At 63.5% G+C, this 22,499-nt stretch carries 20 protein-coding genes; 12 read left to right on the forward strand and 8 right to left on the reverse strand.

What is annotated here, in order from left to right; translation table 11 throughout:
* Positions 1 to 14: 14 nt before the first annotated feature.
* From NFH98_RS08785 to NFH98_RS08800, 4 genes are all read left to right on the forward strand, one after another.
* Positions 15 to 2,318, forward strand: coding sequence for a bifunctional prephenate dehydrogenase/3-phosphoshikimate 1-carboxyvinyltransferase (locus NFH98_RS08785; protein ID WP_349622557.1), 2,304 nt, complete (start codon positions 15 to 17; stop codon positions 2,316 to 2,318).
* The gene (gene cmk, locus NFH98_RS08790) at positions 2,315 to 3,016 is read left to right on the forward strand and encodes a (d)CMP kinase (protein WP_349622558.1); all 702 of its coding nucleotides are present in this window, start codon (positions 2,315 to 2,317) and stop codon (positions 3,014 to 3,016) included. Before NFH98_RS08785 ends, cmk begins: the two co-directional genes overlap by 4 nt.
* A 176-nt stretch (positions 3,017 to 3,192) precedes the next feature.
* Positions 3,193 to 4,869: a 30S ribosomal protein S1 gene (gene rpsA / locus NFH98_RS08795; RefSeq protein WP_253028711.1), complete on the forward strand. Its 1,677-nt coding sequence runs from the start codon at positions 3,193 to 3,195 to the stop codon at positions 4,867 to 4,869.
* Positions 4,870 to 5,211: 342 nt separating this feature from the next.
* Positions 5,212 to 5,592 carry a histone-like nucleoid-structuring protein, MvaT/MvaU family gene (locus NFH98_RS08800; protein WP_045994818.1) on the forward strand — a complete coding sequence of 127 codons (381 nt, stop codon included), beginning with the start codon at positions 5,212 to 5,214 and terminating at the stop codon, positions 5,590 to 5,592.
* A 424-nt stretch (positions 5,593 to 6,016) separates the two neighbouring features.
* On the opposite strand, the gene NFH98_RS08805 is transcribed toward NFH98_RS08800, so the two are convergent.
* The gene (locus tag NFH98_RS08805; RefSeq protein WP_045992373.1) at positions 6,017 to 6,823 is read right to left on the reverse strand and encodes a helix-turn-helix transcriptional regulator; all 807 of its coding nucleotides are present in this window, start codon (positions 6,821 to 6,823) and stop codon (positions 6,017 to 6,019) included.
* Between the two features lie 361 nt (positions 6,824 to 7,184).
* Between NFH98_RS08805 and NFH98_RS08810 the strand changes: the two genes are divergently transcribed.
* Positions 7,185 to 7,481, forward strand: a complete 297-nt coding sequence (locus NFH98_RS08810) for a hypothetical protein (protein WP_045992371.1) — start codon at positions 7,185 to 7,187, stop codon at positions 7,479 to 7,481.
* 291 nt (positions 7,482 to 7,772) lie between these two features.
* Here the strand turns inward: NFH98_RS08810 and NFH98_RS08815 are convergent, their stop codons facing one another.
* From NFH98_RS08815 to NFH98_RS08830, 4 genes are all read right to left on the reverse strand, one after another.
* Entirely contained in the window at positions 7,773 to 8,657 is an 885-nt protein-coding gene (locus NFH98_RS08815) for a DNA replication terminus site-binding protein (protein ID WP_222517241.1), read from the reverse strand.
* Positions 8,658 to 8,660: 3 nt separating this feature from the next.
* The gene (gene yacG / locus NFH98_RS08820; protein ID WP_045992369.1) at positions 8,661 to 8,897 is read right to left on the reverse strand and encodes a DNA gyrase inhibitor YacG; all 237 of its coding nucleotides are present in this window, start codon (positions 8,895 to 8,897) and stop codon (positions 8,661 to 8,663) included.
* A 49-nt stretch (positions 8,898 to 8,946) separates the two neighbouring features.
* Positions 8,947 to 9,552: a dephospho-CoA kinase gene (coaE, locus tag NFH98_RS08825; protein ID WP_349622559.1), complete on the reverse strand. Its 606-nt coding sequence runs from the start codon at positions 9,550 to 9,552 to the stop codon at positions 8,947 to 8,949.
* 180 nt (positions 9,553 to 9,732) lie between these two features.
* Positions 9,733 to 10,590, reverse strand: coding sequence for a prepilin peptidase (locus NFH98_RS08830; RefSeq protein WP_349622560.1), 858 nt, complete (start codon positions 10,588 to 10,590; stop codon positions 9,733 to 9,735).
* Positions 10,591 to 10,788: 198 nt separating this feature from the next.
* On the opposite strand from NFH98_RS08830, the gene nagZ reads away from it, so the two are divergent.
* Positions 10,789 to 11,802 (forward strand): beta-N-acetylhexosaminidase, encoded by a 1,014-nt coding sequence (nagZ, locus tag NFH98_RS08835; RefSeq protein WP_349622561.1) that lies wholly within the window; start codon positions 10,789 to 10,791, stop codon positions 11,800 to 11,802.
* Between the two features lie 22 nt (positions 11,803 to 11,824).
* The gene (locus NFH98_RS08840; RefSeq protein ID WP_045992365.1) at positions 11,825 to 12,403 is read left to right on the forward strand and encodes a hypoxanthine-guanine phosphoribosyltransferase; all 579 of its coding nucleotides are present in this window, start codon (positions 11,825 to 11,827) and stop codon (positions 12,401 to 12,403) included.
* Between the two features lie 274 nt (positions 12,404 to 12,677).
* Here the strand turns inward: NFH98_RS08840 and NFH98_RS08845 are convergent, their stop codons facing one another.
* Positions 12,678 to 14,414 carry an AMP-binding protein gene (locus tag NFH98_RS08845; RefSeq protein ID WP_349622562.1) on the reverse strand — a complete coding sequence of 579 codons (1,737 nt, stop codon included), beginning with the start codon at positions 14,412 to 14,414 and terminating at the stop codon, positions 12,678 to 12,680.
* A 127-nt stretch (positions 14,415 to 14,541) separates the two neighbouring features.
* The gene (locus NFH98_RS08850; RefSeq protein WP_083970354.1) at positions 14,542 to 14,997 is read right to left on the reverse strand and encodes a MerR family transcriptional regulator; all 456 of its coding nucleotides are present in this window, start codon (positions 14,995 to 14,997) and stop codon (positions 14,542 to 14,544) included.
* A gap of 305 nt (positions 14,998 to 15,302) precedes the next feature.
* On the opposite strand from NFH98_RS08850, the gene NFH98_RS08855 reads away from it, so the two are divergent.
* The 5 genes from NFH98_RS08855 (at position 15,303) to NFH98_RS08875 (ending at position 21,234) form a co-directional block, all read left to right on the forward strand.
* Positions 15,303 to 16,469, forward strand: a complete 1,167-nt coding sequence (locus NFH98_RS08855) for an acyl-CoA dehydrogenase family protein (protein ID WP_213230695.1) — start codon at positions 15,303 to 15,305, stop codon at positions 16,467 to 16,469.
* A gap of 49 nt (positions 16,470 to 16,518) precedes the next feature.
* Positions 16,519 to 17,646 (forward strand): enoyl-CoA hydratase/isomerase family protein, encoded by a 1,128-nt coding sequence (locus tag NFH98_RS08860; protein ID WP_349622563.1) that lies wholly within the window; start codon positions 16,519 to 16,521, stop codon positions 17,644 to 17,646.
* Between the two features lie 59 nt (positions 17,647 to 17,705).
* A complete protein-coding gene (gene mmsB / locus NFH98_RS08865) occupies positions 17,706 to 18,614 on the forward strand; it encodes a 3-hydroxyisobutyrate dehydrogenase (RefSeq protein ID WP_045994917.1) in 909 nt (302 codons plus the stop codon).
* A gap of 137 nt (positions 18,615 to 18,751) precedes the next feature.
* The gene (locus tag NFH98_RS08870; RefSeq protein ID WP_045994918.1) at positions 18,752 to 19,933 is read left to right on the forward strand and encodes an acyl-CoA dehydrogenase; all 1,182 of its coding nucleotides are present in this window, start codon (positions 18,752 to 18,754) and stop codon (positions 19,931 to 19,933) included.
* A complete protein-coding gene (locus NFH98_RS08875) occupies positions 19,930 to 21,234 on the forward strand; it encodes a CaiB/BaiF CoA transferase family protein (protein ID WP_349622564.1) in 1,305 nt (434 codons plus the stop codon). Before NFH98_RS08870 ends, NFH98_RS08875 begins: the two co-directional genes overlap by 4 nt.
* Before the next feature lie 154 nt (positions 21,235 to 21,388).
* Here the strand turns inward: NFH98_RS08875 and NFH98_RS08880 are convergent, their stop codons facing one another.
* Positions 21,389 to 22,498: a DUF1513 domain-containing protein gene (locus NFH98_RS08880; protein WP_349622565.1), complete on the reverse strand. Its 1,110-nt coding sequence runs from the start codon at positions 22,496 to 22,498 to the stop codon at positions 21,389 to 21,391.
* Position 22,499 lies beyond the last annotated feature (1 nt).

A 22,499-nucleotide genomic window follows, 5' to 3' on the forward strand; every position in this document is an offset into this window, starting at 1 on the left:
TGCAGGACGTCGCAATGCAGGAAGTTGCAACGCGTGGCGCAGTACCCGCATCCTTGCCTCGGGCTTCACGCATCGTCATCGTTGGACTTGGCTTGATCGGAGGGTCGCTGGCCGCTGCCTTGCGCAAGGCGGGGGTGGGGCAGGGGGATGACAGCCTCATCCTGGCCTGTGACCCAGACCCGAAGGAGCTTGAGTGCGGACGTCGCATGGGGTTGATCGACGCGGGGTCGACGGAACTCTCCGAGGTCATCGAGGGTGCTACCCTGGTGGTGCTGGCGGTACCGGTGCTGGCCATGGGCCAGGTCATGGGCGAGCTAGGCGCGTTGCGTGGCCGCGCCGCCGGCGATCTGGTGATCACCGACGTCGGCAGTACCAAGGCAGCGATCGAGGCGGCCGCCATCGAGGCCTTTGGTGAGCTTCCCGCGCGCTTTGTGCTGGGGCATCCCATCGCCGGGTCGGAAAAGAGCGGAGTGGCCGCGGCCAATCCGGAGCTGTACCAGGCCCACAAGGTGATCCTGACGCCGACCTGCGCTACCGACCCCGAGGCGCTTGAGCGTGTGCGGGCCCTGTGGCAGTTGACCGGTGCCGAGGTGCTGGAGATGGACGTGGCTCGCCACGATCAGGTGCTGGCGCGCACCAGCCATCTGCCGCATCTGCTGGCTTTCTCGCTGGTGGATACCCTGGCGCGCCAGGATGAGCGCCTCGATATCTTCCGCTACGCCGCCGGCGGCTTTCGCGACTTCACCCGCATCGCCGGTAGTGATCCGGTGATGTGGCGAGACATCTTTCAGGCCAACCGGGGTGCCGTGCTCGAAGCCCTGGATGACTTCGAGTCAGGTCTGGCCCGACTCAGGGACGCGGTGAACCGTGGTGATGGCGACGGTCTGCTGGCCACCTTCGACCGCGCCAGTCATGCGCGCCACTATTTCGATACTCTGTTGAATCAGACCAGTTATCAGGCGGAATATCAGATGCAAGAATCAGCCATGCTGCGCTACCGGGTGGCCCCGGGCGGAAGCGTCACCGGTCGCATCCGGGTCCCCGGCGACAAGTCGATTTCCCATCGTTCGATCATGCTCGGTGCGCTGTCCGAGGGCGTTACCGAGGTGTCCGGATTCCTCGAGGGCGAGGACAGCCTCGCCACACTCCAGGCCTTCCGCGAGATGGGGGTGGCCATCGAGGGCCCGCACCAGGGCCGCGTGACCATCCACGGGGTCGGCATGCACGGCTTGAAGAAGCCGGCAGGTCCGCTCTACGTCGGCAATGCCGGCACCGCCATGCGGCTGTTTTCCGGGCTGCTGGCGGGGCAGGCCTTCGACACCGAATTGACCGGTGATACCTCGCTGACGCGTCGTCCCATGGGGCGGGTGGCCGATCCGCTGCGCCAGATGGGGGCGGTGATCGACACCGCCGAAGGCGGGCGTCCTCCGCTCAGGATCAAGGGCGGCCAGGCGCTGAAGGGCATCCACTATGACATGCCCATGGCCAGCGCCCAGGTGAAGTCCTGTCTGCTGCTGGCGGGGATGTTTGCCGAGGGTGAGACCCGAGTGCGTGAACCCGCACCGACCCGCGATCACACCGAGCGCATGCTCAATGGCTTTGGCTACGCCGTCGAGCGCGAGGGCGATACCTGCTGGCTGCAGGGCGGCGGCAAGCTGGCCGCTGGCCCGATCGATGTACCCTCGGATATCTCCTCGGCGACCTTCTTCCTGGTGGCGGCGGCCATCACCCCGGGGGCGGATCTGGTGCTGGAGCACGTCGGCATCAATCCGACCCGGATCGGGGTGATCAATATCCTGACCGCCATGGGGGCGGATCTGCGCCTCGAGAACGAGCGAGAGGTAGGGGGCGAGCCGGTCGCCGACCTGCATATCCGCTATCGGCCGCTAAAGGGCATCGACATTCCCGAGGACCAGGTGCCGCTGGCCATCGACGAGTTCCCGGCACTGTTCATTGCCGCGGCCAACGCCGAAGGCACCACGCGACTGCGCGGCGCCGAGGAGCTCCGGGTCAAGGAGTCCGATCGCCTGCAGTCCATGGCCGACGGCATGAGCGTGCTGGGTATCGACAACACCCTTTATGACGATGGCATCGACATCGTCGGCAATGGCGGCGATGGCGCCAACTATGACGGCGGGCGCGTGGACAGTCATGAGGACCATCGCATCGCCATGGCCTTCACCATCGCGGCCCTGCGCGCATCAAGCCCGATCGAGGTCAACGACTGCGCCAACGTGGCCACGTCCTTCCCCGGCTTTGTCGAGCTGGCACGAGGTGTCGGCCTTGAACTCGAAGAGGTACGCGAGGAGCAGGCATGAGCGATCATGACGACCATTCGGCCCCGGTGCTGACCATCGATGGCCCCGGCGGCGCCGGCAAGGGCACCATCAGCCGGCTGATTGCCGAGCGACTGGGCTGGCATCTGCTGGATAGCGGCAGCCTCTACCGACTGACCGCGCTGTCGGCTATCGGCAAGGGCATCGCGCTGGACGATGAGCCGGCGCTGGCGGCACTGGCCTCGGCCCTCGATGTGGTCTTTCGTGCCGAGAATGGCGAGGCGGTGGTCGAGCTCGAAGGGCGTGACGTGACTCGCGAGATTCGCACCGAGCAGGTGGGAAACAGCGCCTCTCTGGTGGCGGCGTTGCCGGCGGTGCGCCAGGCGCTGCTCGAGCGTCAGCGGGGCTTCCGCCAGGCGCCCGGCCTGGTCGCCGATGGCCGTGACATGGGCACCGTGGTGTTCGTCGATGCGCCCCTGAAGATATTTCTGACCGCCAGCGCCGAGGAAAGGGCGCGCCGGCGTCACCTGCAGTTGCGGGAGGCCGGGGTGGATGCTAGTCTATCGAGTCTTTTGAAGGAGATTCAGGCGCGCGACGACCGCGATACGCAGCGTAGCGTGGCGCCGTTGGTGCCGGCCGATGATGCCATCGAGCTCGACACGACCCGCCTGAGCATACCGGAAGTGGTTGATCGGCTGTCCGAACTGTTGTCCCGAAAGGGGCTCCTGTCCGGCACCTGAACTCCCTTGCGGCGTCCCCGGCCAGATGTCACGACGTGCCCGAGTACAGGAAACGGAAAACTCGGTCAGGTCCAACCAGTGCCAACATCCCCGGGGGTTTTTGAATATGGCCCGCACTTGCTGGTGGTGCGGAGAAGCGGCCCTGCCGCACTCAACGTTGATCACGTAGGAACATCATGAGCGAAAGCTTTGCTGAACTGTTTGAACAGTCTCTCCAGGACATCAACATGGAGCCGGGCGCGATCGTCGCGGCTACTGTCGTCGACATCGAAGGTGACTGGGTCACCGTCAATGCCGGCCTGAAGTCCGAAGGTCAGATCCCTGCCGCGCAATTCCGCGACGACAGCGGCGAACTGACCATTGCCGTCGGTGACGAGGTCCACGTGGCCCTCGAAGCTGTGGAAGACGGCTTCGGCGAAACCCGCCTGTCCCGCGAGAAGGCCAAGCGTGCCGAAGCGTGGAAGGTGCTGGAAGCTGCCTTCGAGAAGGAAGAGATCGTCAAGGGCGTGATCAACGGCAAGGTCAAGGGCGGCTTCACTGTCGACGTCGACTCCATCCGTGCCTTCCTGCCCGGCTCTCTGGTCGACGTTCGTCCGGTGCGCGACACCACGCACCTGGAGAACAAAGAGCTCGACTTCAAGGTCATCAAGCTCGATCCGAAGCGCAACAACGTTGTCGTTTCCCGTCGTGCCGTTCTCGAAGCCGAGAACAGCGCCGAGCGTGAAGCGCTGCTCGCCACCCTGCAGGAAGGCCAGCAGATCATCGGTATCGTCAAGAACCTGACCGACTACGGTGCCTTCGTTGATCTGGGCGGCGTTGACGGCCTGCTCCACATCACCGATATGGCCTGGAAGCGCATCAAGCATCCGAGCGAGATCGTGGCTGTCGGCGACGAGATCACCGTCAAGGTGCTGAAGTTCGACCGCGAGCGCAACCGCGTCTCCCTGGGTCTGAAGCAGCTGGGCGAAGATCCGTGGGTCAACATCAAGGATCGTTACCCGGAAGGCACCAAGGTGCACGCCCGTGTCACCAACCTCACCGACTACGGCTGCTTCGCCGAGCTGGAAGAGGGTGTCGAGGGTCTGGTTCACGTCTCCGAAATGGACTGGACCAACAAGAACATCCATCCGTCCAAGGTGGTTCAGGTCGGTGACGATGTTGACGTCATGGTGCTGGATATCGACGAAGAGCGTCGTCGTATCTCCCTGGGTATCAAGCAGTGCACCGCCAACCCGTGGGAAACCTTCAACGCCCAGTTCAACAAGGGCGACCGCGTTGCCGGTACCATCAAGTCCATCACCGACTTCGGTATCTTCATCGGTCTGGACGGCGGCATCGACGGCCTGGTTCACCTGTCCGACATCTCCTGGACCGAGACTGGCGAAGAAGCCGTGCGTTCCTTCAAGAAGGGCGATGAGGCCGAAGCCGTCATCCTGTCCATCGATCCGGAGCGTGAGCGCATCTCCCTGGGTATCAAGCAGCTCGATACCGACCCGGTTGCCGAGTTCCTGGCTGTCAACGACAAGGGCACCATCGTTACCGGTCGTGTCGTCGAGGTTGACGCCAAGGAAGCTCACGTCGAGCTGGCGACTGACGTCGTTGCCGTGCTCAAGGCGTCCGAGATCAGCGCTGACCGTGTCGAAGACGCGCGCAACGTGCTGAACGAAGGCGACAGCGTCGAGGCCCGTATCGTCGGTGTCGATCGGAAGAACCGTCAGATCGCCCTGTCCGTCAAGGCCAAGGACCAGGACGACACCCGTCGCAACATGAGCAAGCTGCGCGACCAGGAAGTCGAGACCGGTGGCCCGACCACCATCGGCGACCTGATCAAGCAGCAGATGGGTCAGGACTAAGCCGGACCCCGACACTGTTCGGGACTGGTAATGGTCAAGAGCGCTTCCTTCGGGGAGCGCTCTTTTTTTATATGTAAGAAATTGTAGAGGGCTGGAATGTCCCTCGTGGCGGCGCTGCCTCAGTATTATTGGTGAGTTGGGCGAGTTTTTACCGCATATGCTTGAGGGGACGTGTTTTAGGGTTGATGCCCTTGTTATAAGCATCTACCGTTTGTTTGACAGGATTTTGACTTTGCTTTTGGCCAATAACGTTTGAATAACGTCGTTTGGCTGGTTGTCATATACTCATGCAGGAGTGATAATGCCCCTGCATCCGAAAGCAACTACTATAGGCGTACCTTAATGTCTTCACTTTTGAATGACTATATGCAGATGGAGCAGCAGCTCCAGCAACTGCAGGAAAGACTTGGTCAGCTCCAGAACGATGACCGTCTCAAGTCCGAACTCGAGTTCAAGGGAAAGCTCGAAGAGCTGATGAAAGAGTTCGACAAGAGCGCATCTGACGTCATCGCCATCCTGGATCCGAAGTCCGCTGCTTCCCCGGCAAAGGCCGCTGCCCCGGCCGCTGGCGGTCGTCGCAAGCGCAAGCTCAAGATCTACAAGAACCCGAATACCGGCGAAGTCGTCGAAACTCGTGGTGGCAATCAGAAGACGTTGAAGGCCTGGAAGGAAGAGCACGGTAATGACACCGTCGAGTCCTGGCTGGTGCGTGTAGAAGACTGATGATTGTTTGAGCCGCAGATGAGCCAGTGCCTTGGACGTTGCATCGGTCCGGCACTGTTTCGATCTTCAGGCTTGCGGTGCCAGAAGCCGTCTTGAACCATCGACATGACAGTGACGTCGTCGTATTGTTCGGGACGGTTTCTTTTTGCACGGTATTCCTTGATCGGCTGCGTCTCGTTGGAGGCGAAGCCCGAAGCCCGTAGCTTCGACTGCCCCTTGCGATGTTTCTGGTTTCCGGGGAGGGGACGAAGCGTGGCCTCCCACTGCACCGGTGTGATGCAGGAACAGTGTGATCCAGGCGAAGCGGGGCTGTGGCCTTGTCGTTGCCGGTACTCTGCTTGAATTCTGGTATGATGGAACGCAAAAGGTGGCCACCGAAGTGGCCACCAGAAGGGAGGCTTGCGGGCTCGGAGAGGCTAAGCGATCAGTCCTCTTCGAGTAGCGGCAGTCGCAGTTCCAGCCCATACTTGCCTTTGACCAGCTGAGGCGCTTCGCCGCTCAGGTAGACGCCGTGTTCGGACAGGCCGCGACAGGCCATGAACAGCATGGCGCTGGTCAGGTGTGAGCTGTCCTCGAGGGTGATGCAGGCGTGTCGCTGGGCCGGCAGCATGACCAGGCGGAACGGCAGTGGCAGCGCCAGGCGGTGTGCGTGTTCTTCGTCGACGTGGACACCCAGGTCGATACGGGGCGCCTCGCTGGCCAGCGGGTGATCGTGAAGAATAGCGATCGGTGCCGCGTTGGTGAGGCGTGCCGGAAGATCGTAGGCGCCTTCGGCATTACGCTGCCAGTTGTCCAGGTTTTCGATGATTTCGGGCGGCTGATAGAGGCGGGTGACCGCGGCACGCCGCAGCGGCAGGTCGGCCATCTTCACCGAGAAGTGGGGCAGATTGTGGCGCTGGCGATAGAGTTCCAGGCGCTGGTTCTGGCGGTACTCCCGGGGAGCGACACGGTAGCGGCGCTGGAAGGCGCGGGTGAACGCCGAGTGATTGCGATAGCCGCAGCGTTTGGCGATATCATGCACGCCGTGGGGCGTATGGATCAGCAGCCTGGCGGCCTTCTCGAGCCGCAGCATGTCGCGGTAGGCACTTGGCGAAATGCCGAACGACTGGCGGAAGCGCCGACGCACCTGGGATGAGGAGTACCCCATACGCGTGGCAAGATCTTCGATACTAAGCTGACTGTCCAGGGTTTCCTGGAGCCAGATTTCGGCGCGCATCATCTCGTTGAACATGGTCTTGCCTCCCTGAACCATCGGCGCGGATCCGACCCTCCCTGGGTCCTCGGAGAGCGAATCCGAGCGTCCGTATCGCTGGTCGTTGTAGTCGGAACATCCGCCTGTCCCGAGGTATGATGGTGTAGGTTTGTAGCGTTAGGATACATCCTGTTACGTAGTTATGCAGTCTAGCGCGCCTGTCTGGCAAGTGCAATGTGCCGTTTTGATCGTTTGTGCACAAAACGTCAGTGATGGATTGCATATCTAACATGCTGTTGTGAAAGTAAAAAAGGCGTTATTTTCGAGCCTTTCTTGATAAGGTGGTGCCGCAGGATACTGAATCTGTCGCACCTCCATCGACGTTAACGACTGGTAACAAATGAAATCTCAGAGTTCCCAAAAGCCTATGGACGAACGCGAGAAGCTTCGCCGCTTTCGTGAATTGGATGACGCCTTCGCGGAAGCGCTGCGCAGCCTGGACAACCCGAACAAGGCCGCCGAGATCCCCACCGGCCCTCCGGTCCGCTCCATCGACAGCCTGGAAGAAGAAGAGCAGCGTCGTAAGGAAGAGGACTTCGAGCGGCGGCTGCTGGGCTTGATCCAGGAATATGCCCAGACCCCTGAATCGGTGCGGGAATTGGTCGCCACGCTGCAATCGATGGGGCGCATCGCCTGACCGCATGACCTCTGCCTTTGTCAGGGGTCATCGAGATGGGTCTTGCCGGACTTCAACCTGTGCGATTTTGACAGGGATTTTCCGACGGCTCTGTGGGTAAAGGCCGTGGCGTCTTTGCGCAAATACTGCAAAATGATGTCAGCAATTGCTGATGTCAGCGCTTGCCGACAGGCGCGCGCTACGTATGGCGGTTGCCGGAACGCAGGCGCCTGAGGCGGGGTGCAGGTGCTTTGGCAGGTCAGGGGCAAGCCTCGTTGAGCGGGCGCGCTGGCGTGCGCCGCACCGGGCCCTTCAGCGGTAGCGAAAGACTCTCAAGCTTGGCAGGAAGGGGGTGTCCTCGAGGCGTTCGTCGCTTCTCCGGGCGCGTTGGCGTTCGGCTGGCGGTTGTGCCGGCGGAAGGTTGTGATGGGGGAGTTGCGCCTGGGGCACAAGCAGGGGTAGAGCCGCATTCATGGCACGCCTGAGGCGACCGTCCGGCAGAGGGTCCCGGTAAAAGAGGTTGGCTCGCATCAGCGGTGCCTGTCGTTGCACCTGGGCCAGGGGCTCGCTGGAAGGAATGCCGGCGAGGCGCTCGAGTTGAATGCGAATGTGCGGTGACTCGGTGTCGAAGGCCATCAGCTTGCGCTCGACTTCGGCCACGCTCAAGCGGGTGATGGAGCGTCCGCTGGCGTACCAGGCCAGACGAACCCGCTCCACCGGCGCCTCGGCGATGGGCAGGGCGCGCCAGGTCTGTTTCAGATGGAGGCGGGCGAGGCCAGCGCCCCCCAGGTGATCATTGAGTTCCGGGTGGCGTATCGGCAGCCTGGCCTTGATCTCGGGTATCAGTTGGGGCGATTGCTGGCGAATGACACTCAGCCGTTCAGAAAACTCCGCCTTGGCCTGGTTCAGCGCCAGAGCCGCCTCGCAGGTGACAGGGTCTGCGGCCACCAGACCGATATAGCTGCGTGTGACACGGCCGTCCTGGCCGTCGACATACCACAGATCCAGTAACGCCTGGCGCAGCCAGTCCGCATCGGCTGTCTCGCGATCGAAGGACCAGGCAGGAAGGCGTGATGCCTGCCAGCGGTCGACGACCGCTCTGGCGCACGCGATGATCCGATCGAACCCTGCGTCGAGCTCTGCCAATAGCTGGTAGGCGGGCCGTGACGGGGCGCTGGCATTGCCTGGCCGGTCCATCGTTCAGTCCTGGTTGTGCAGGTCGCGTTCGGCTCTGGCGACCCATTCATCGATGCTGGTTTCGTCCATGGCGGGTTCGCCGGCAATGCGATGGCTGCCATCGGCCCAGGCCCCCAGGTCAATCAGACGACAGCGCTTGCTGCAGAAGGGGCGATAGCTGTTCTCGGGCGTCCAGAGTACTTCCTTGCGACATTGTGGGCAGGCAACCTTCAAGGTGCCCTGACGAGTGCTGTGTGACATGTGGGGCTCCTGATGCAAGACGTAAACGTCGATAGCGGAAGTGAAAGGCTCAGGCCTTGGCGGCGAGCCTGCGATAGGTGGCATCCAGTACCTTGACGGCCTCGGAGAGCGCCGCTAGATCACCGTCATTGGTGATGACATCGTCGGCCAGTGACACCCGCTCGTCACGCCCCATCTGCGAGGCCACGATAGCCTTGGCCTGGGCGAGATCGACATCATCGCGCTGGGTAGTGCGTTCGATCTGCAGCGCTTCTGGTACGTCTACCACCAGGGTGCGCTGAACCATGTCCACCTGCCCGGATTCAAACAGCAACGGGGAAACCAGCAGCACATAGGGGGCGTCTTGCTGCCGCAACAGCGACAGTCTCGTGACCAGCCGTTCGCGCACGCGTGGATGGGTGGTCGCTTCAAGCCAGCGGCGTTCCTTTTCGTCTGCGAAGACGAGGGCGCGCAAGGCAGCACGGTCGAGGCGACCTTCTCTGGTCAGTATGGCATCTCCATATCGGTCGACGATGGCCTTGAGGGCCGGCTCGCCCGGGGCGACGACCTCTCGCGCGATATCGTCGGCATCGACCCAGCGAGCGCCGAGATCGCCAAACAGACGGGCTACCGTCGATTTGCCTGAGGCGATGCCACCAGTCAGTCCAATTATCATGCCACCCATACTCCCTTCGTGTGTTCAGCGTAGTGCTTGTGTAGTGCAGTAGCCTGGGCCTTGAGTGCAACGTCGGCAAGCGACGATCAAAGGTTGCAGCGCTGAGAGAACGCAGTTTACGAGGTGCAACTTTCCATTTCGAGACGCCATTCACCCCGTGTCACCGAGCGCAGCGTGTCTTCATGTCAGTCCCGACAGCGCCTGATATCCGGTGAGCAGTTCATTGCCGGCGAGCAGGCCAAGACCGCCGGCCAATACCAGCGAAGGACCGAACGGCAAGGGCTGGCCCTTCAGGTGTCGGGACCTCCACTGTATCAGCAGACCCGAAATTGCACCTAGCAAGGCGGCGATCAATATCACCAGTGGCAACAGTTGCCAGCCGAGCCAGGCGCCGAGTGCGGCAATCAGCTTGACGTCACCAAGCCCCATGCCGTCGCGTCCGGTGAGGACGTGAAAGGCCTTGCCGATGGCCCACAGCACGGCGTAGCCGGCGGTGGCCCCGATCACCGCATCATCCAGACTGGCGAGGCTGAACAGCAGCTGGTAAAGCAGTCCACACCATAAAAGGGGCAGGGTAAGGGCGTCGGGAAGCAGTTGGGTGCGCAGATCGATCACCGCCAGGGCCAGCAGCGTCAGGCTGGCGCCGTAGAGCCACAGGGCAGGCCAGGTGGGTCCGTGGAGGATGCAGAAGCAGACCGCGAGCAGGGCGCTGGCCAGTTCCACCAGCGGATACTGGATGCTGATGCGTCCCTGGCAGTTGGCGCAGCGTCCGCGACGCTTGAGCCATCCCAGCAACGGCAGGTTGTCGTGCCAGGCGATAGGGGTGAGACAGCGCGGACAGCGAGAGCGTGGGTGGGCCAGTGACAGTGGCTCCTCGATATCGTCCGACAATTCGAGAGCCGCGCGGGCCTCGGTGCGCCACTGTTGCATCAACATGACCGGAAGGCGAGTGATGACGACATTGAGAAAGCTGCCGAGGCATAACCCCAGCAGAGCAACAAGAGCAAGAGAAGCGAAAGTGACATCCGAAAAAAGCAAAAGGAGCTCCGTGGTTCGGGGGCGGTCAAAGGAGGCTATTCTACCGTTGGCAAGAGGCGATTGTCTGGTGATACGGCAAGGCAGCGGGTGATGTCGGGGGCTGGACGTCCCTTGCCGGGCTTCCTGCGTCGCCCTTGGGGTGTCACCTGCTCAGCCATTAGTCTAAAATTGTTCCCTTTTTCCGATCAGGTAAGCGACATGACCCAGACGTTCGGACCCGTGATGCTGGATCTCGATGGCCATGAGCTATCGGCAGAGGAGCGATCGCTGCTCGAGCATCCCGCCACCGGTGGTGTCATCCTGTTTGGACGCAACACTCGAGATGCGCACCAGGTGCGCGAACTGTGCCGGTCGATTCGAGAGGTGCGTCCTGATCTTCTGCTGGGCATCGACCAGGAAGGAGGGCGTGTCCAGCGCCTGAAAGACGGAGTCACCCGGCTGCCGCCGATGTCCCGCCTGGGGCAGGAGTACTTGGACTCACCCGAGACGGCCGTACGGCTGTGCCAGGACGCCGGCTGGCTACTGGGTATGGAAATGGCCGCCTGTGGCCTCGATCTGAGCTTCGCGCCGGTGCTGGATGTCGACGTCGGGCTGTCATCGGTGATCGGTGATCGCAGCTTTGCCGGTGATCCCGAGACCGTGGCGCTGCTGGCGGGTGCCTTCGTCGAGGGGCTGCACGACGCGGGGATGGCGGCGGTCGGCAAGCACTTTCCGGGGCATGGCGGGGTGAAGGCCGATACCCACCATGAAGTCGCGCGTGACGAACGTAGCCTCGACGAACTCCGACAGCACGACCTGGTGCCGTTTCAGTCTCTGGCACCCAGGCTCGATGGCATGATGCCGGCTCATGTGGTGTATCCCGCCTTTGACCCAAGGCCTGCAGGATTTTCGCGCCCCTGGCTTGGCATGCTGCGTGAGAGCCTGGGCTTCAAGGGCCTGATCTTTTCAGATGACCTGACCATGGCCGGCGCTCAGGTCGCCGGTGGGCCGGTGGAGCGCGCCCAGGCGGCCCTCGACGCCGGCTGTGACATGGTGCTGGTGTGCAATGACCGAGCCGCTGCCAAGGCGGTGCTCGATGCCTGCGCCGAGCGTACCGTTCGCCGGGCTTCACGCTTGCGCTATGGTCGCGCTCGTCCTGACCTGGACGCCTTGCCGGCCCTGTCTCGCTGGCGCCGGGTACATGCTCGCCTCGAGGCGATGACTTCCGATTGATGTTTGAAACGAGTTGACTGTTATGCCGAAACTGGACCCTGCCCATAGCGCTTCACGTGACGATATGCGTGAGGTGATGGACACCGCGGATTGCCTGATCAGCCATGATGAAGTCGAGCGTGCGCTCGATCGCATGGCCGAGGAGATTACCCGGGATCTCGGCGATGAACTGCCGGTGTTCTACTGCGTAATGAACGGTGGCTTGATCACGACCGGTCATCTGCTGCCGCGCCTGGGCTTCCCGCTGGAGGTGGACTACCTGCACGCCACTCGCTATCGCGGCAAGACCCGAGGGGGCGAGCTGTTCTGGCGTGTCTCGCCGGAGATTCCCATGGCCGGACGTCATGTGGTGATCGTCGACGATATCCTCGACGAAGGTGCCACCCTGGCGGCCATCCTCGACTATTGCCGCGAGGCCGGCGCCAAGAGCATCTCCACCGCGGTACTGGTGGACAAGAATCACGACCGCAAGGCAGTGCCTGGCCTCAAGGCCGATTACTGCAGCCTGGAGGTCGCCGACCGCTATGTCTTTGGTTTCGGGATGGACATTAAAGGCTATTGGCGCAACGCCCCGGGGATCTTTGCCCCCAAGGGGATGTGAAAAGGTAAGGCCGACCACTACGTCTTTGGTTTCGGTATGCTGATATAAGGTCGGTAAAGGTTACTGGCGAAACGCCCCCGGCATCTTCGCGCCGAAGGGGATGTAAAAAGGTTAGGGCAAGACCGACCGCCAGTGTCCGGCGTCAGCAATACAAGAAGCGCCCCGGGGATAGCCTCCGGGGCGCTTCTGACTTTGGGTACCAGGTAAGCCAGGAGCTTGGCTTTCAAGTTCTTGGCTTTCAGGACCTTGGCTTTCAGGTCCTGCTATTCAGGACTCAGGCCAGTCCAAGTTCGTGGGTGGCTTCCTCTCGCATCTTGAACTTCTGCACCTTGCCGGTGACGGTCATCGGGAACTCGTCGACGAACTTGACGTAGCGCGGCACCTTGTAGTGCGCGATCTTGCCCTTGCAGAAGGCCTTGAGTCCTTCCTCGTCGAGCTGTTCGCCTTCGCTGAGCTTGACCCAGGCCATGACCTCCTCACCGTACTTCTGGTCGGGTACACCGATGACCTGAACGTCGGAGATGGCGGGATGGGTGTAGAGGAAGTCCTCGATCTCGCGGGGGTAGATGTTCTCGCCACCGCGGATGATCATGTCCTTGATACGCCCGACGATGGCCACATAGCCTTCATCGTCCATGGTCGCCAGGTCGCCGGTATGCATCCAGCCGGCGTTGTCGATGGCCTTGGCGGTGGCTTCCTCGTTGTTCCAGTAGCCGAGCATCACGCTGTAGCCACGGGTGCAAAGCTCGCCGGTCTCGCCCTTCGGGACTACCGCGCCGCTTTCCGGATGCACCAGCTTGACCTCCAGATGCGGGTGGATGGTGCCCACCGTGGTGACGCGCTTGTCCAGCGGGGCATCGGTGGTGGTCTGGAAGCTGACCGGGCTGGTTTCGGTCATGCCGTAGCAGATGGTCACGTCCTGCATGTTCATCTGGTCGATGACCCGTCGCATCACCTCGATCGGGCAGATGGAGCCTGCCATGATCCCGGTACGTAGCGACGACAGGTCGTAGCGTTCGAAGTCCGGGTGTTCGAGCTCTGCGATGAACATGGTGGGGACACCGTACAACGTGGTGGCCTTTTCTTCCGCCACCGCTGCCAGGGTGGTCTCGGGGTCGAAGCCGTCGGCGGGGTAGATCATGGTGGCGCCGTGGGTCACGCAGCCCAGGTTGCCCATCACCATGCCGAAGCAATGGTAAAGCGGTACCGGAATCACCATGCGGTCCTGATCGGTCAGGTTCATCGCCCTGGCCACGAACATGCCGTTGTTGAGGATGTTGTGGTGGGACAGGGTGGCGCCCTTGGGCGCACCGGTGGTGCCGGAGGTGTACTGGATGTTGATTGGTTCATCGAACTGCAGACCTGACTGCACCTCGGCCAGTTCCTCGGCGCTGACTTCGTCGCTGCGCTCGAAGATGCGCTCCCAGGCCAGCATGCCTGGCAGGGTCTTGGCCGAGTCGAGGCAGATGACACGCTTGAGCTCGGGTAGTCCTGCCAGTTTGAGCGGGCCAGCCCCCTGGACGTCGTTGAGCTCCGGGGCAAGCTCCGCCAGGGTGGCTACGTAGTCCGAGGTCTTGAAGCTGCCCTGGAGGATCAGCGTCGAGGTGCCCGACTGCTTGAGCGCGTAGTCGAGCTCATGGGTGCGGTAACTCGGATTGATGTTGACCAGGATGGCGCCGATCTTGGCGGTGGCGAACTGGGTGATCGTCCATTCAGCGCAATTGGGTGACCAGATGCCCACCCGGTCGCCTTTCTTGACGCCCATGGCCAGCAGCGCGCGGGCCGCCTGGTTCACCTCGTCCTGGAGCTCGCACCAGCGATAGCGTAGCCCCTGGTGGCGGCTGATCAAGGCGTCCTGGTCGGGGAAGCGGGATACCGTTTCGTCGAAGCAGTCACCGATGGTCTGGCCCTTCAGGGGCAGGTCACTGATGCCGCTGACGTAGCTCACGCTCGAGGGTGAGGGCGCGGTCGAGGGAGCGAGATCGGGAGAGGAAGCAGACTGGCGTGTCATCGTGGCTCTCGTCTTGTCGTCTGGTGATTGCCGTGGGGCAGGGTGTTGTCATTGTTCGGGGCAGAGCATTGGCAGTCAGGGTGTCGCAGCAGGCGAGGGACCAGCAGCCAGTCGTGGAGGACGGGAGCTAGCCCTTCTCGCCGAGCTGACCCAGGGCGTCCCGGGCTCGCCGGTCGACATCGTCCATCTCGAGGCGCATCAGGCGGATATCCTCGAGCTGACGGTCGAGCTCGGCACGCTTCTCGGCGATGATCTCGAGTAGACGCTTGAGCTGGCGGGCGTTTCCGTCCGGCATGGCGTCGTACATCATCACCACCTCGCGTATCTCGGCCAGCGAGAACCCGAGCCGCTTGCCTCTGAGCGTCAGTTTCAGGCGCACCCTATCCTTCTCGCGATAGATGCGCTTCTGACCCTGGCGTCGGGGCGCCAACAGCCCTTCCTGCTCATAGAAGCGGATAGTCCGAGGCGTCACCTCGAACATCTTGGCCAGCTCTCCGATACTGTAGGTGCGGGAGATCGCGGTGGGCTGGCGAGCTTCGCTGGAGGAGCCTGAGGCGCGGTTGGCGCTGGCGGTTTTGCTCATGATGCTCTGTCCTGTTGGGAGGACCCGACGCGGCGGGGTCCTTGGAAAAGACACTAGTCAAAGTTTACGTTAACGTAAAGTGGATGTAGCGAAATTGACCCTCGCCTGGGCAAGGCGCCCCGGTGTTCAGGGCCGCAGCGCCGTGTACGACTATGGGTTGATAGGTCGAAAACCGAGCAAGTGCTAGGTTGGGTCCCATTGCATGGCGGGGAAGCCGCCCGGCCGGCTGAATGGCCAGCCGAACGGTTCGCTGTCCGACTCGCTGTCTGGCTCGCCATCGACGTCTTGAACATGAGGATGCCACCATGGACTTTTCCCTTACCGACGATCAGAAGGCCCTGGTCGACGCCGCCGCCGACTTTGCCCGAGTCGAACTCAAAGATCACGCCGCCGAGTGGGACGCCACTTCGCACTTTCCGCTGGACGTCATCCGGCGTGCCGGCGAAGCGGGCTTTCTGGGGATCTATACCCCGGAAGAACACGGCGGTCTGGGGCTCTCGCGCCTGGATGCGTCGCTCATCTTCGAGCAGCTGTCGCAGGGCTGTATCGCCACCACCGCCTACCTGACCATCCACAACATGGTCACCTGGATGATTGCCAACTGGGCCACCGACGGCGTCCGTGATCGCTACGTCGAGGCCATGGTCAGTGGTGAGTGGCTCGGTTCCTATTGCCTGACCGAACCCGGTGCCGGTTCGGATGCCGCCAATCTGCGTACCAAGGCCGTGCGAGACGGTGATGATTATGTCATCGATGGGGCCAAGATGTTTATCTCCGGTGCCGGTTCCACCGAGGTGCTGGTGGTGATGGCGCGCACCGGTGAGCCGGACAGCGGCGCCCGTGGCGTCTCGGCCTTTGTGGTACCGGCGGACGCCGAGGGCGTCAGCTATGGCAAGAACGAGGACAAGATGGGCTGGAAGAGCCAGCCGACTCGGCTGGTCAGCTTCGATGGTGTGCGGGTCGCCGCCGACCATCGTCTGGGTGAAGAGGGCGAGGGTTTCCGGTTTGCCATGAAGGGGCTGGACGGTGGCCGTCTCAATATCGCCAGCTGTTCGCTGGGGGCGGCCCAGCATGCGCTGACCCTGGCGCGCGACTACCTCGGCGAGCGCAAGCAATTCGGTCGCGAGCTGTCGTCCTTTCAGGCGCTGCAGTTCCGTCTCGCCGACATGGCCACGGAATTGATGGCGGCCCGTCTGATGGTGCGCCAGGCCGCCTGGCGGCTGGACCAGGGCGATCCCGAGGCGACCGCCCACTGCGCCATGGCCAAGCGCTTTGCCACGGACATCGGCTTCAAGGTCTGCAACGAGGCACTGCAACTCCACGGGGGCTACGGTTACATTCGTGAGTACCCGCTGGAGCGCCTGGTCCGCGATACCCGGGTGCACCAGATTCTCGAGGGGACCAACGAGATCATGCGCCTGATCGTCGGTCGTCGCCTGCTCGCCGACGGCGTGGTCGAATCGCTGCAGTGACGTCGGATTGAACAGACAGCGCATGGAAAAGAGTGCAAGGAGCCAAACAATGAGTCACGACCTGGTCAGATTCGAACGCCGCCCGGCGGCCGGCGGCGGTTGCATCGGCATCGCCACCCTGAACGCGCCCAAGGCCTTGAACGCCTTGTCGCTCGAGATGATCGAGCTGCTCGACGAAAAACTCGAGGAGTGGGCCCAGGACCCCGATGTTCACGCGGTATGGCTTGACGGTGAGGGGGACAAGGCCTTCTGCGCCGGTGGCGATGTGGTGGCGCTGGTGCGAGAGCTCAAGCGCGAGCAGGAGGCCGGGCGTGGTGTCGGCAGCTATGCCAGCCACTACTTTTCCGCCGAGTATCGCCTCGACTATCGGCTGCATACCTATCCCAAGCCGTTGCTGGTGTGGGCGGACGGCATCGTCATGGGCGGTGGGCTCGGCCTGACCGCCGGTGGTCGGCATCGTCTGGTGACCGAGACCACTCGGATCGCCATGCCGGAGATCACCATCGGTCTGTATCCGGATATCGGGGCCAGCTGGTTTCTCAACAAGATGCCGCCGGGGGTCGGGCTCTACCTGGGCCTTACCGGTGCCAGCATCAATGCCAGGGACGCCCTCGACCTGGGCATGGCGGATCGTTTCGTGCCGCGCGAGCGGCGCGACGAGCTGCTCGCGCGACTCTGCGACTGCCACTTCGCCCCCGGCCACGTGGATGACGCCGAGGCGCTGGTGTGCGACGTACTCGGTGAATTCGAGGCGCCGGAGAAGGCCCCCGGGGCGCAGGTCTGGCCGCATCTGGATCACATCACCTCGCTGACCCTCAAGGGCCGCGTAGAGGACGCCGTGGCTGCCATCCTGGGCGATGATCGCGACGATGACTGGCTTTCGGCTAATCGCGCACGACTCGAGAAAGGCTGTCCACTGACCGCGCACCTGGCCTGGCGGATGCTCGAGCGACATCGCCACTCCTCGCTGGCCGACGCCTTCCGCGACGAGCTGGTGGTGTCGATCCAGTGCAACGTGCTGGGCGACTTCGCCGAGGGAGTGCGCGCGCTGTTGATCGACAAGGACAAGTCACCGCAGTGGCGGCATCGAGACGTCGCAAGCGTAGGCAGCGCCGATCTGGCGGCGATGTTCGGAGCCCCCTGGGGCAACGGTCCCGGGCCACTGGACGACCTTTGATCGCCGCGAAACGCGACAGCACAACAATCACAATTCGTTAGATAGCCAGGAGACATCTTATGCAAATCGCCTTTATCGGCCTTGGCAACATGGGCGCGCCGATGGCTGCCAATCTGGTCGGCGCGGGCCACCAGGTGCGGGTCTTCGACCTGGTCGAATCGGCCATGGCGACGCTTGAAGAGCAGGGCGCGAGTCGGGCGAGTTCCGCCCTGGAGGCCGCCGAAGGCGCCGAGGTGGTGGTCTCGATGCTGCCGGCGGGGGCGCACGTCAAGGCGCTGTACCTCGGCCGTGACGGTGCCGAGGGACTGCTTGACCAGCTTTCGTCGCGGCCCTTGCTGCTCGATGCCTCCACCATTTCGCCGGACGATGCCCGGCTGGTGGCGGGCGAGGCCGCCAAGCGTGGTCTGGCCTACCTCGATGCGCCGGTGTCCGGCGGCATCGGGGGCGCCAAGGCCGGCACCCTGACCTTTATCGTCGGTGGCGACGCCGACGCCTACGAGCAGGCCCGTCCGGTACTCGAGGCCATGGGCAAGAACCTGTTCCACGCAGGCCCAAGCGGCAGCGGTCAGGTGGCCAAGATCTGCAACAACATGCTGCTTGGCATCCTGATGAGCGGTACCGCCGAGGCGCTGTCTCTCGGGGTCAAGAACGGCATGGATCCGGCCGTGCTGTCGGAGATCATGAAGCAGAGCAGCGGCGGCAACTGGGCATTGAACGTCTACAACCCCTGGCCCGGGGTGATGGAGGGTTCCGCCGCCTCACGTGACTATCAGGGCGGCTTCTTGACCGACCTGATGGCCAAGGACCTGGGGCTTGCCTGGGAGCTGGCGCTTGAGTCCCGCGCCAGCGTGCCGATGGGTTCCCAGGCGCGCAACCTGTTCGCGCTGCACAGCGCCCAGGGCAACGGCGGTCTGGATTTTTCCAGCATCCAGTCGCTGTACCGGGCCGGCGAGTCGTCCGGCCAATAGCCGGGCTGACGACGTTCGGGCCTCGTCGTTCGACGTCGAGGTCCGTGATTCGTCATCGCTCGACCAAGGTGGGGGTTGGCAAGATCGACCATTAGGTCTACATTTGGTGAAAATGTAGAAATTCTGGAGCCCCCGCCATGACCAGCATCACCCCCGTTACCTGGGAAGATCCCTTCCGCCTCGTCGATCAACTCGACGAGGAAGAGCGTATGGTCCAGCAGACCGCCCACGACTACTGCCAGGAAAAGCTGCTTCCCCGGGTGCTCGAGGCCAACCGTCACGAGCGCTTCGATCGCGAGATCATGAACGAGATGGGGGAGCTTGGACTGCTCGGCGCCACCATCGATGGCTACGGCTGCGCCGGCATGAACTACGTCAGCTACGGCCTGATCGCCCGTGAGGTCGAGCGGGTCGATTCCGGCTATCGCAGCGCCATGAGCGTGCAGTCGAGCCTGGTCATGTACCCGATCCACGCCTTCGGCAGCGACGCTCAGCGCGATCGCTACCTGCCGAAGCTTGCCAGCGGTGAGTGGGTGGGCTGCTTCGGCCTGACCGAGCCGGACCATGGCTCCGATCCCGGCAGCATGTCGACTCGGGCCTATCGCACCGACTCCGGCTGGCGCCTGAACGGCACCAAGACCTGGATCACCAACTCGCCGATCGCCGACGTCTTCGTGGTCTGGGCACGGGACGAGGAGGGGGTGGTCCGCGGCTTCGTGCTCGAGAAGGGCATGCCTGGTCTCAGCGCGCCCAAGATCGAGGGCAAGTTCAGCCTGCGCGCCTCCATCACCGGCCAGATCGCGATCCAGGACGTCGAGGTTTCCGACGACCAGCGTCTGCCTGGGGTGCAGGGCCTGAAGGGGCCTTTCTCCTGTCTCAACCGCGCCCGCTACGGCATCAGCTGGGGTGCCATGGGCGCCGCCGAGGCCTGCTGGCACGCCGCACGTGACTACACCATGGAGCGCAAGCAGTTCGGCCGCCCGCTGGCCGCCAATCAGCTGATCCAGAAGAAGCTCGCCGATATGCAGACCGAGATCGCCCTGGGCCTGCAGGCGTCGCTGCGGGTGGGGCGGATGATCGACGACGGCCAACTGGTGCCCGAGGCGATTTCGCTGATCAAGCGCAATAACTGTGGCAAGGCGCTGGATATCGCCCGGGTCGCCCGGGACATGCATGGCGGCAACGGCATCAGCGACGAGTACCACGTCATCCGTCACGTCATGAACCTCGAGGCGGTCAACACCTACGAAGGCACCCACGATGTGCATGCGCTGATCCTCGGGCGTGCCCAGACCGGCCTGCAGGCCTTCACCGGGTGAGTGACACCGCCATGCACCAGGCAGACAGCTCAGCGGAGGCCGGCGCCGGCAATACGGCAGGCGGTAGCGGTCCAGGCAAGAGCGCGCAAGCTGCCAGCGCCGCCAGGCCGCTCGAGGGGGTTACCGTGCTGGACATGTCGCGGGTGCTGGCCGGCCCCTGGTGCGGCCAGCTGCTCGGCGACCTCGGCGCTCGGGTGATCAAGATCGAGCACCCCGGTCGTGGCGATGACACCCGCGGCTGGGGGCCGCCCTGGCATCAGGGCGAGCCGATCGACGGTGATGCGGTCGAACGCCAGGCCGCCTATTACCTCTGCGCCAATCGTGCCAAGCAGTCGTTGGCGGTGGACATCGCAAGCGCGGATGGCCAGCGCCTGATCAAGGCGTTGGCCAAGGGCGCCGACATCGTGCTCGAGAATTTCAAGGTCGGCGGGCTAGCTCGCTATGGCCTCGACGCTGCCTCGCTGCGAGAGATCAATCCGGCGCTGGTGGTGTGTTCCATCACCGGCTTTGGCCAGACCGGCCCCTACGCCCACCGGGCAGGCTACGACTTCATGATTCAGGCCATGGGCGGCTTGATGAGTCTGACCGGCGACGCCGATGGCATGCCGATGAAGACCGGAGTGGCGATCACCGACGTGATGACCGGGCTTTACGCCACCGTCGGGGTGCTGGCGGCATTGCATCGCCGGCGCGAGACCGGTGAGGGCAGCCACGTGGACCTGGCGCTGCTCGACGTTCAGGTGGCGACCCTGGCCAACCAGGCGCTCAACACCCTGGTCAGCGGTGTGGCACCGCAGCGCTTCGGCAATGCTCATCCGAATATCGTGCCCTACCAGGCGTTCGCCTGCCGCGATGGTCATCTGGTGCTCACCGTGGGCAACGACGCCCAGTTCGCCCGCCTGGCTGAGCTGCTCGGGCACCCCGAATGGGCCGAAGGCGACTACGCCACCAACGAAGGACGGGTCGCCCATCGCCAGGATCTGGTGGCCTTGATCCAGGGCATTCTGAGCGGTGGCGAGCGCGATCACTGGCTCGCCGAATGCGAGGCCCGGGGGATACCGGCAGGGCCCATCCATACCTTGCCGGAAGTGTTCGCCGATCCTCAGGTGCGTCACCGTGGCATGGCCCGGGAAATCGACGGCGTACCCCAGGTCGCCAACCCGCTGCGCTTCGATGGGGCCAGTGCCACCGCCGATTCCGCGCCACCACGCCTTGGTGAGCACAGCGACAGGGTGCTGGCCGAGATGGGGCTGTCGGCGTCCGATATTGAGCGGCTGCGCAGGGAAGGCATCATCCGCTAAGCCCCCCAGCAGTACTTGAGTGCACAACGGCCAGGCCCGAAGGGGCCTGGCCGTGTTGTTGGCGCGGTCGTCGATGCCAGGGGCGATGACAGGATTGATGCCAGGAGCGATGTCTTGGTCGACGGCCTGATGGCCGATAACCCGCGGGTGGTGATCAGGTCAGGTGGTTGTCCCAGCGCAGCGGCAAGGCGGCCAGTTGGTAATGGCGGCCGCCATCGTCGATGCGGTGGACCTCGCCACCGCCGGTGGTGACCAGATAGCCTCCGGCGCCGTCGCAGCGAACGCCTGCCGCGTCCTCGATATCGAACTGTGCCAGCAGCTCGCCGCTGTTCCTGCCCAGCACCAGCACCTTGTTGCCTCGTGGGGCGGAAATCGCCGCACTCGGGCGCACCTGGCTGGCCGCCACGCTGGCGGTGTACTGGGCCAGACGCCCTTGCAGGGGCGAGGGCAGCACCTGCTCGCTGAAGCTGCCGTCCGGTGCGCGCCTGGCGATCAGCGGGTGGTCGGTCTCCCACTCGGGGCCCTGGAACTGGTAGCCGGCGACGACGGTGCCGTCGGGGGCGATGTCCAGATGGCGACAGCTCAGCTGGTGGTGGGATGGCCGATGGCGTTCGAGGATCTCGCCGCTATGGCGATCGAGCAGCAGCAGGGCGGGGTCCATGTCCGAGAGGTTGAGCTTGGCCCGCCCGCTGTCGGGATGGGTGCGGATACCGCCCAGCGCCACCACCAGGGTCTCGCAATCAGGCATCAGGCCGACCTCGTGGGGACCGATGCCGTCGAGAAGGTGGTCGCCCACATGCCGGTAGCCTTGCTCGGCGTCGTGCACCTGAACCAGCCCCATGGCGTCGTCGATGCGATTGGCGGTGACGTAGAGCCAGCGACCGCTCGGGTCGAACACGCCGTGGCCGTAGAAGTGCCGCCCCTGGCTTGCGCTGATCTCGAGTGTCGATGCCTGGCGCCTGGCGTCGAGCACATGGAAGCGTTGGCCTGGCCGTCGAGCGAACAGTACTACCTCGTCGCGGCCTGGTCTGAGGCAGCCGCCGTGGCAGCGCTCCGGGCTCGGCAGCAGAAAGTGACCCGCGCCGTCGCGGCGCAGCCCTGCCAGGTGGTGTCCACCGTCGCTGTCGTCCACCGCGCTGAAGTACCACTGCCGGCGGCCATCATCGTCCAGCGCCCACAGACTGGCCGGCAGGCCGGTGGCGGCCAGTCCCAGCAGCGACGCCTTGAGCAGGCGCCGCCGGGACAGAGAAGGAAGTGACGCCACC

Source organism: Halomonas sp. H33-56 (assembly GCF_040147035.1).
Classification (GTDB): Bacteria; Pseudomonadota; Gammaproteobacteria; order Pseudomonadales; family Halomonadaceae; genus Halomonas; species Halomonas litopenaei.

Coding starts and splice junctions, on each gene's coding strand:
- NFH98_RS08845 (WP_349622562.1), bottom strand. CDS start 14,414: ATGACACGCCAGTCTGCTTCCTCTCCCGATCTCGCTCCCTCGACCGCG.
- cmk (WP_349622558.1), top strand. CDS start 2,315: ATGAGCGATCATGACGACCATTCGGCCCCGGTGCTGACCATCGATGGC.
- NFH98_RS08840 (WP_045992365.1), top strand. CDS start 11,825: ATGCCGAAACTGGACCCTGCCCATAGCGCTTCACGTGACGATATGCGT.
- NFH98_RS08785 (WP_349622557.1), top strand. CDS start 15: ATGCAGGAAGTTGCAACGCGTGGCGCAGTACCCGCATCCTTGCCTCGG.
- coaE (WP_349622559.1), bottom strand. CDS start 9,552: ATGATAATTGGACTGACTGGTGGCATCGCCTCAGGCAAATCGACGGTA.
- NFH98_RS08870 (WP_045994918.1), top strand. CDS start 18,752: ATGACCAGCATCACCCCCGTTACCTGGGAAGATCCCTTCCGCCTCGTC.
- NFH98_RS08855 (WP_213230695.1), top strand. CDS start 15,303: ATGGACTTTTCCCTTACCGACGATCAGAAGGCCCTGGTCGACGCCGCC.
- rpsA (WP_253028711.1), top strand. CDS start 3,193: ATGAGCGAAAGCTTTGCTGAACTGTTTGAACAGTCTCTCCAGGACATC.
- NFH98_RS08850 (WP_083970354.1), bottom strand. CDS start 14,997: ATGAGCAAAACCGCCAGCGCCAACCGCGCCTCAGGCTCCTCCAGCGAA.
- NFH98_RS08815 (WP_222517241.1), bottom strand. CDS start 8,657: ATGGACCGGCCAGGCAATGCCAGCGCCCCGTCACGGCCCGCCTACCAG.
- NFH98_RS08810 (WP_045992371.1), top strand. CDS start 7,185: ATGAAATCTCAGAGTTCCCAAAAGCCTATGGACGAACGCGAGAAGCTT.
- yacG (WP_045992369.1), bottom strand. CDS start 8,897: ATGTCACACAGCACTCGTCAGGGCACCTTGAAGGTTGCCTGCCCACAA.
- mmsB (WP_045994917.1), top strand. CDS start 17,706: ATGCAAATCGCCTTTATCGGCCTTGGCAACATGGGCGCGCCGATGGCT.
- NFH98_RS08805 (WP_045992373.1), bottom strand. CDS start 6,823: ATGTTCAACGAGATGATGCGCGCCGAAATCTGGCTCCAGGAAACCCTG.
- NFH98_RS08860 (WP_349622563.1), top strand. CDS start 16,519: ATGAGTCACGACCTGGTCAGATTCGAACGCCGCCCGGCGGCCGGCGGC.
- NFH98_RS08800 (WP_045994818.1), top strand. CDS start 5,212: ATGTCTTCACTTTTGAATGACTATATGCAGATGGAGCAGCAGCTCCAG.
- nagZ (WP_349622561.1), top strand. CDS start 10,789: ATGACCCAGACGTTCGGACCCGTGATGCTGGATCTCGATGGCCATGAG.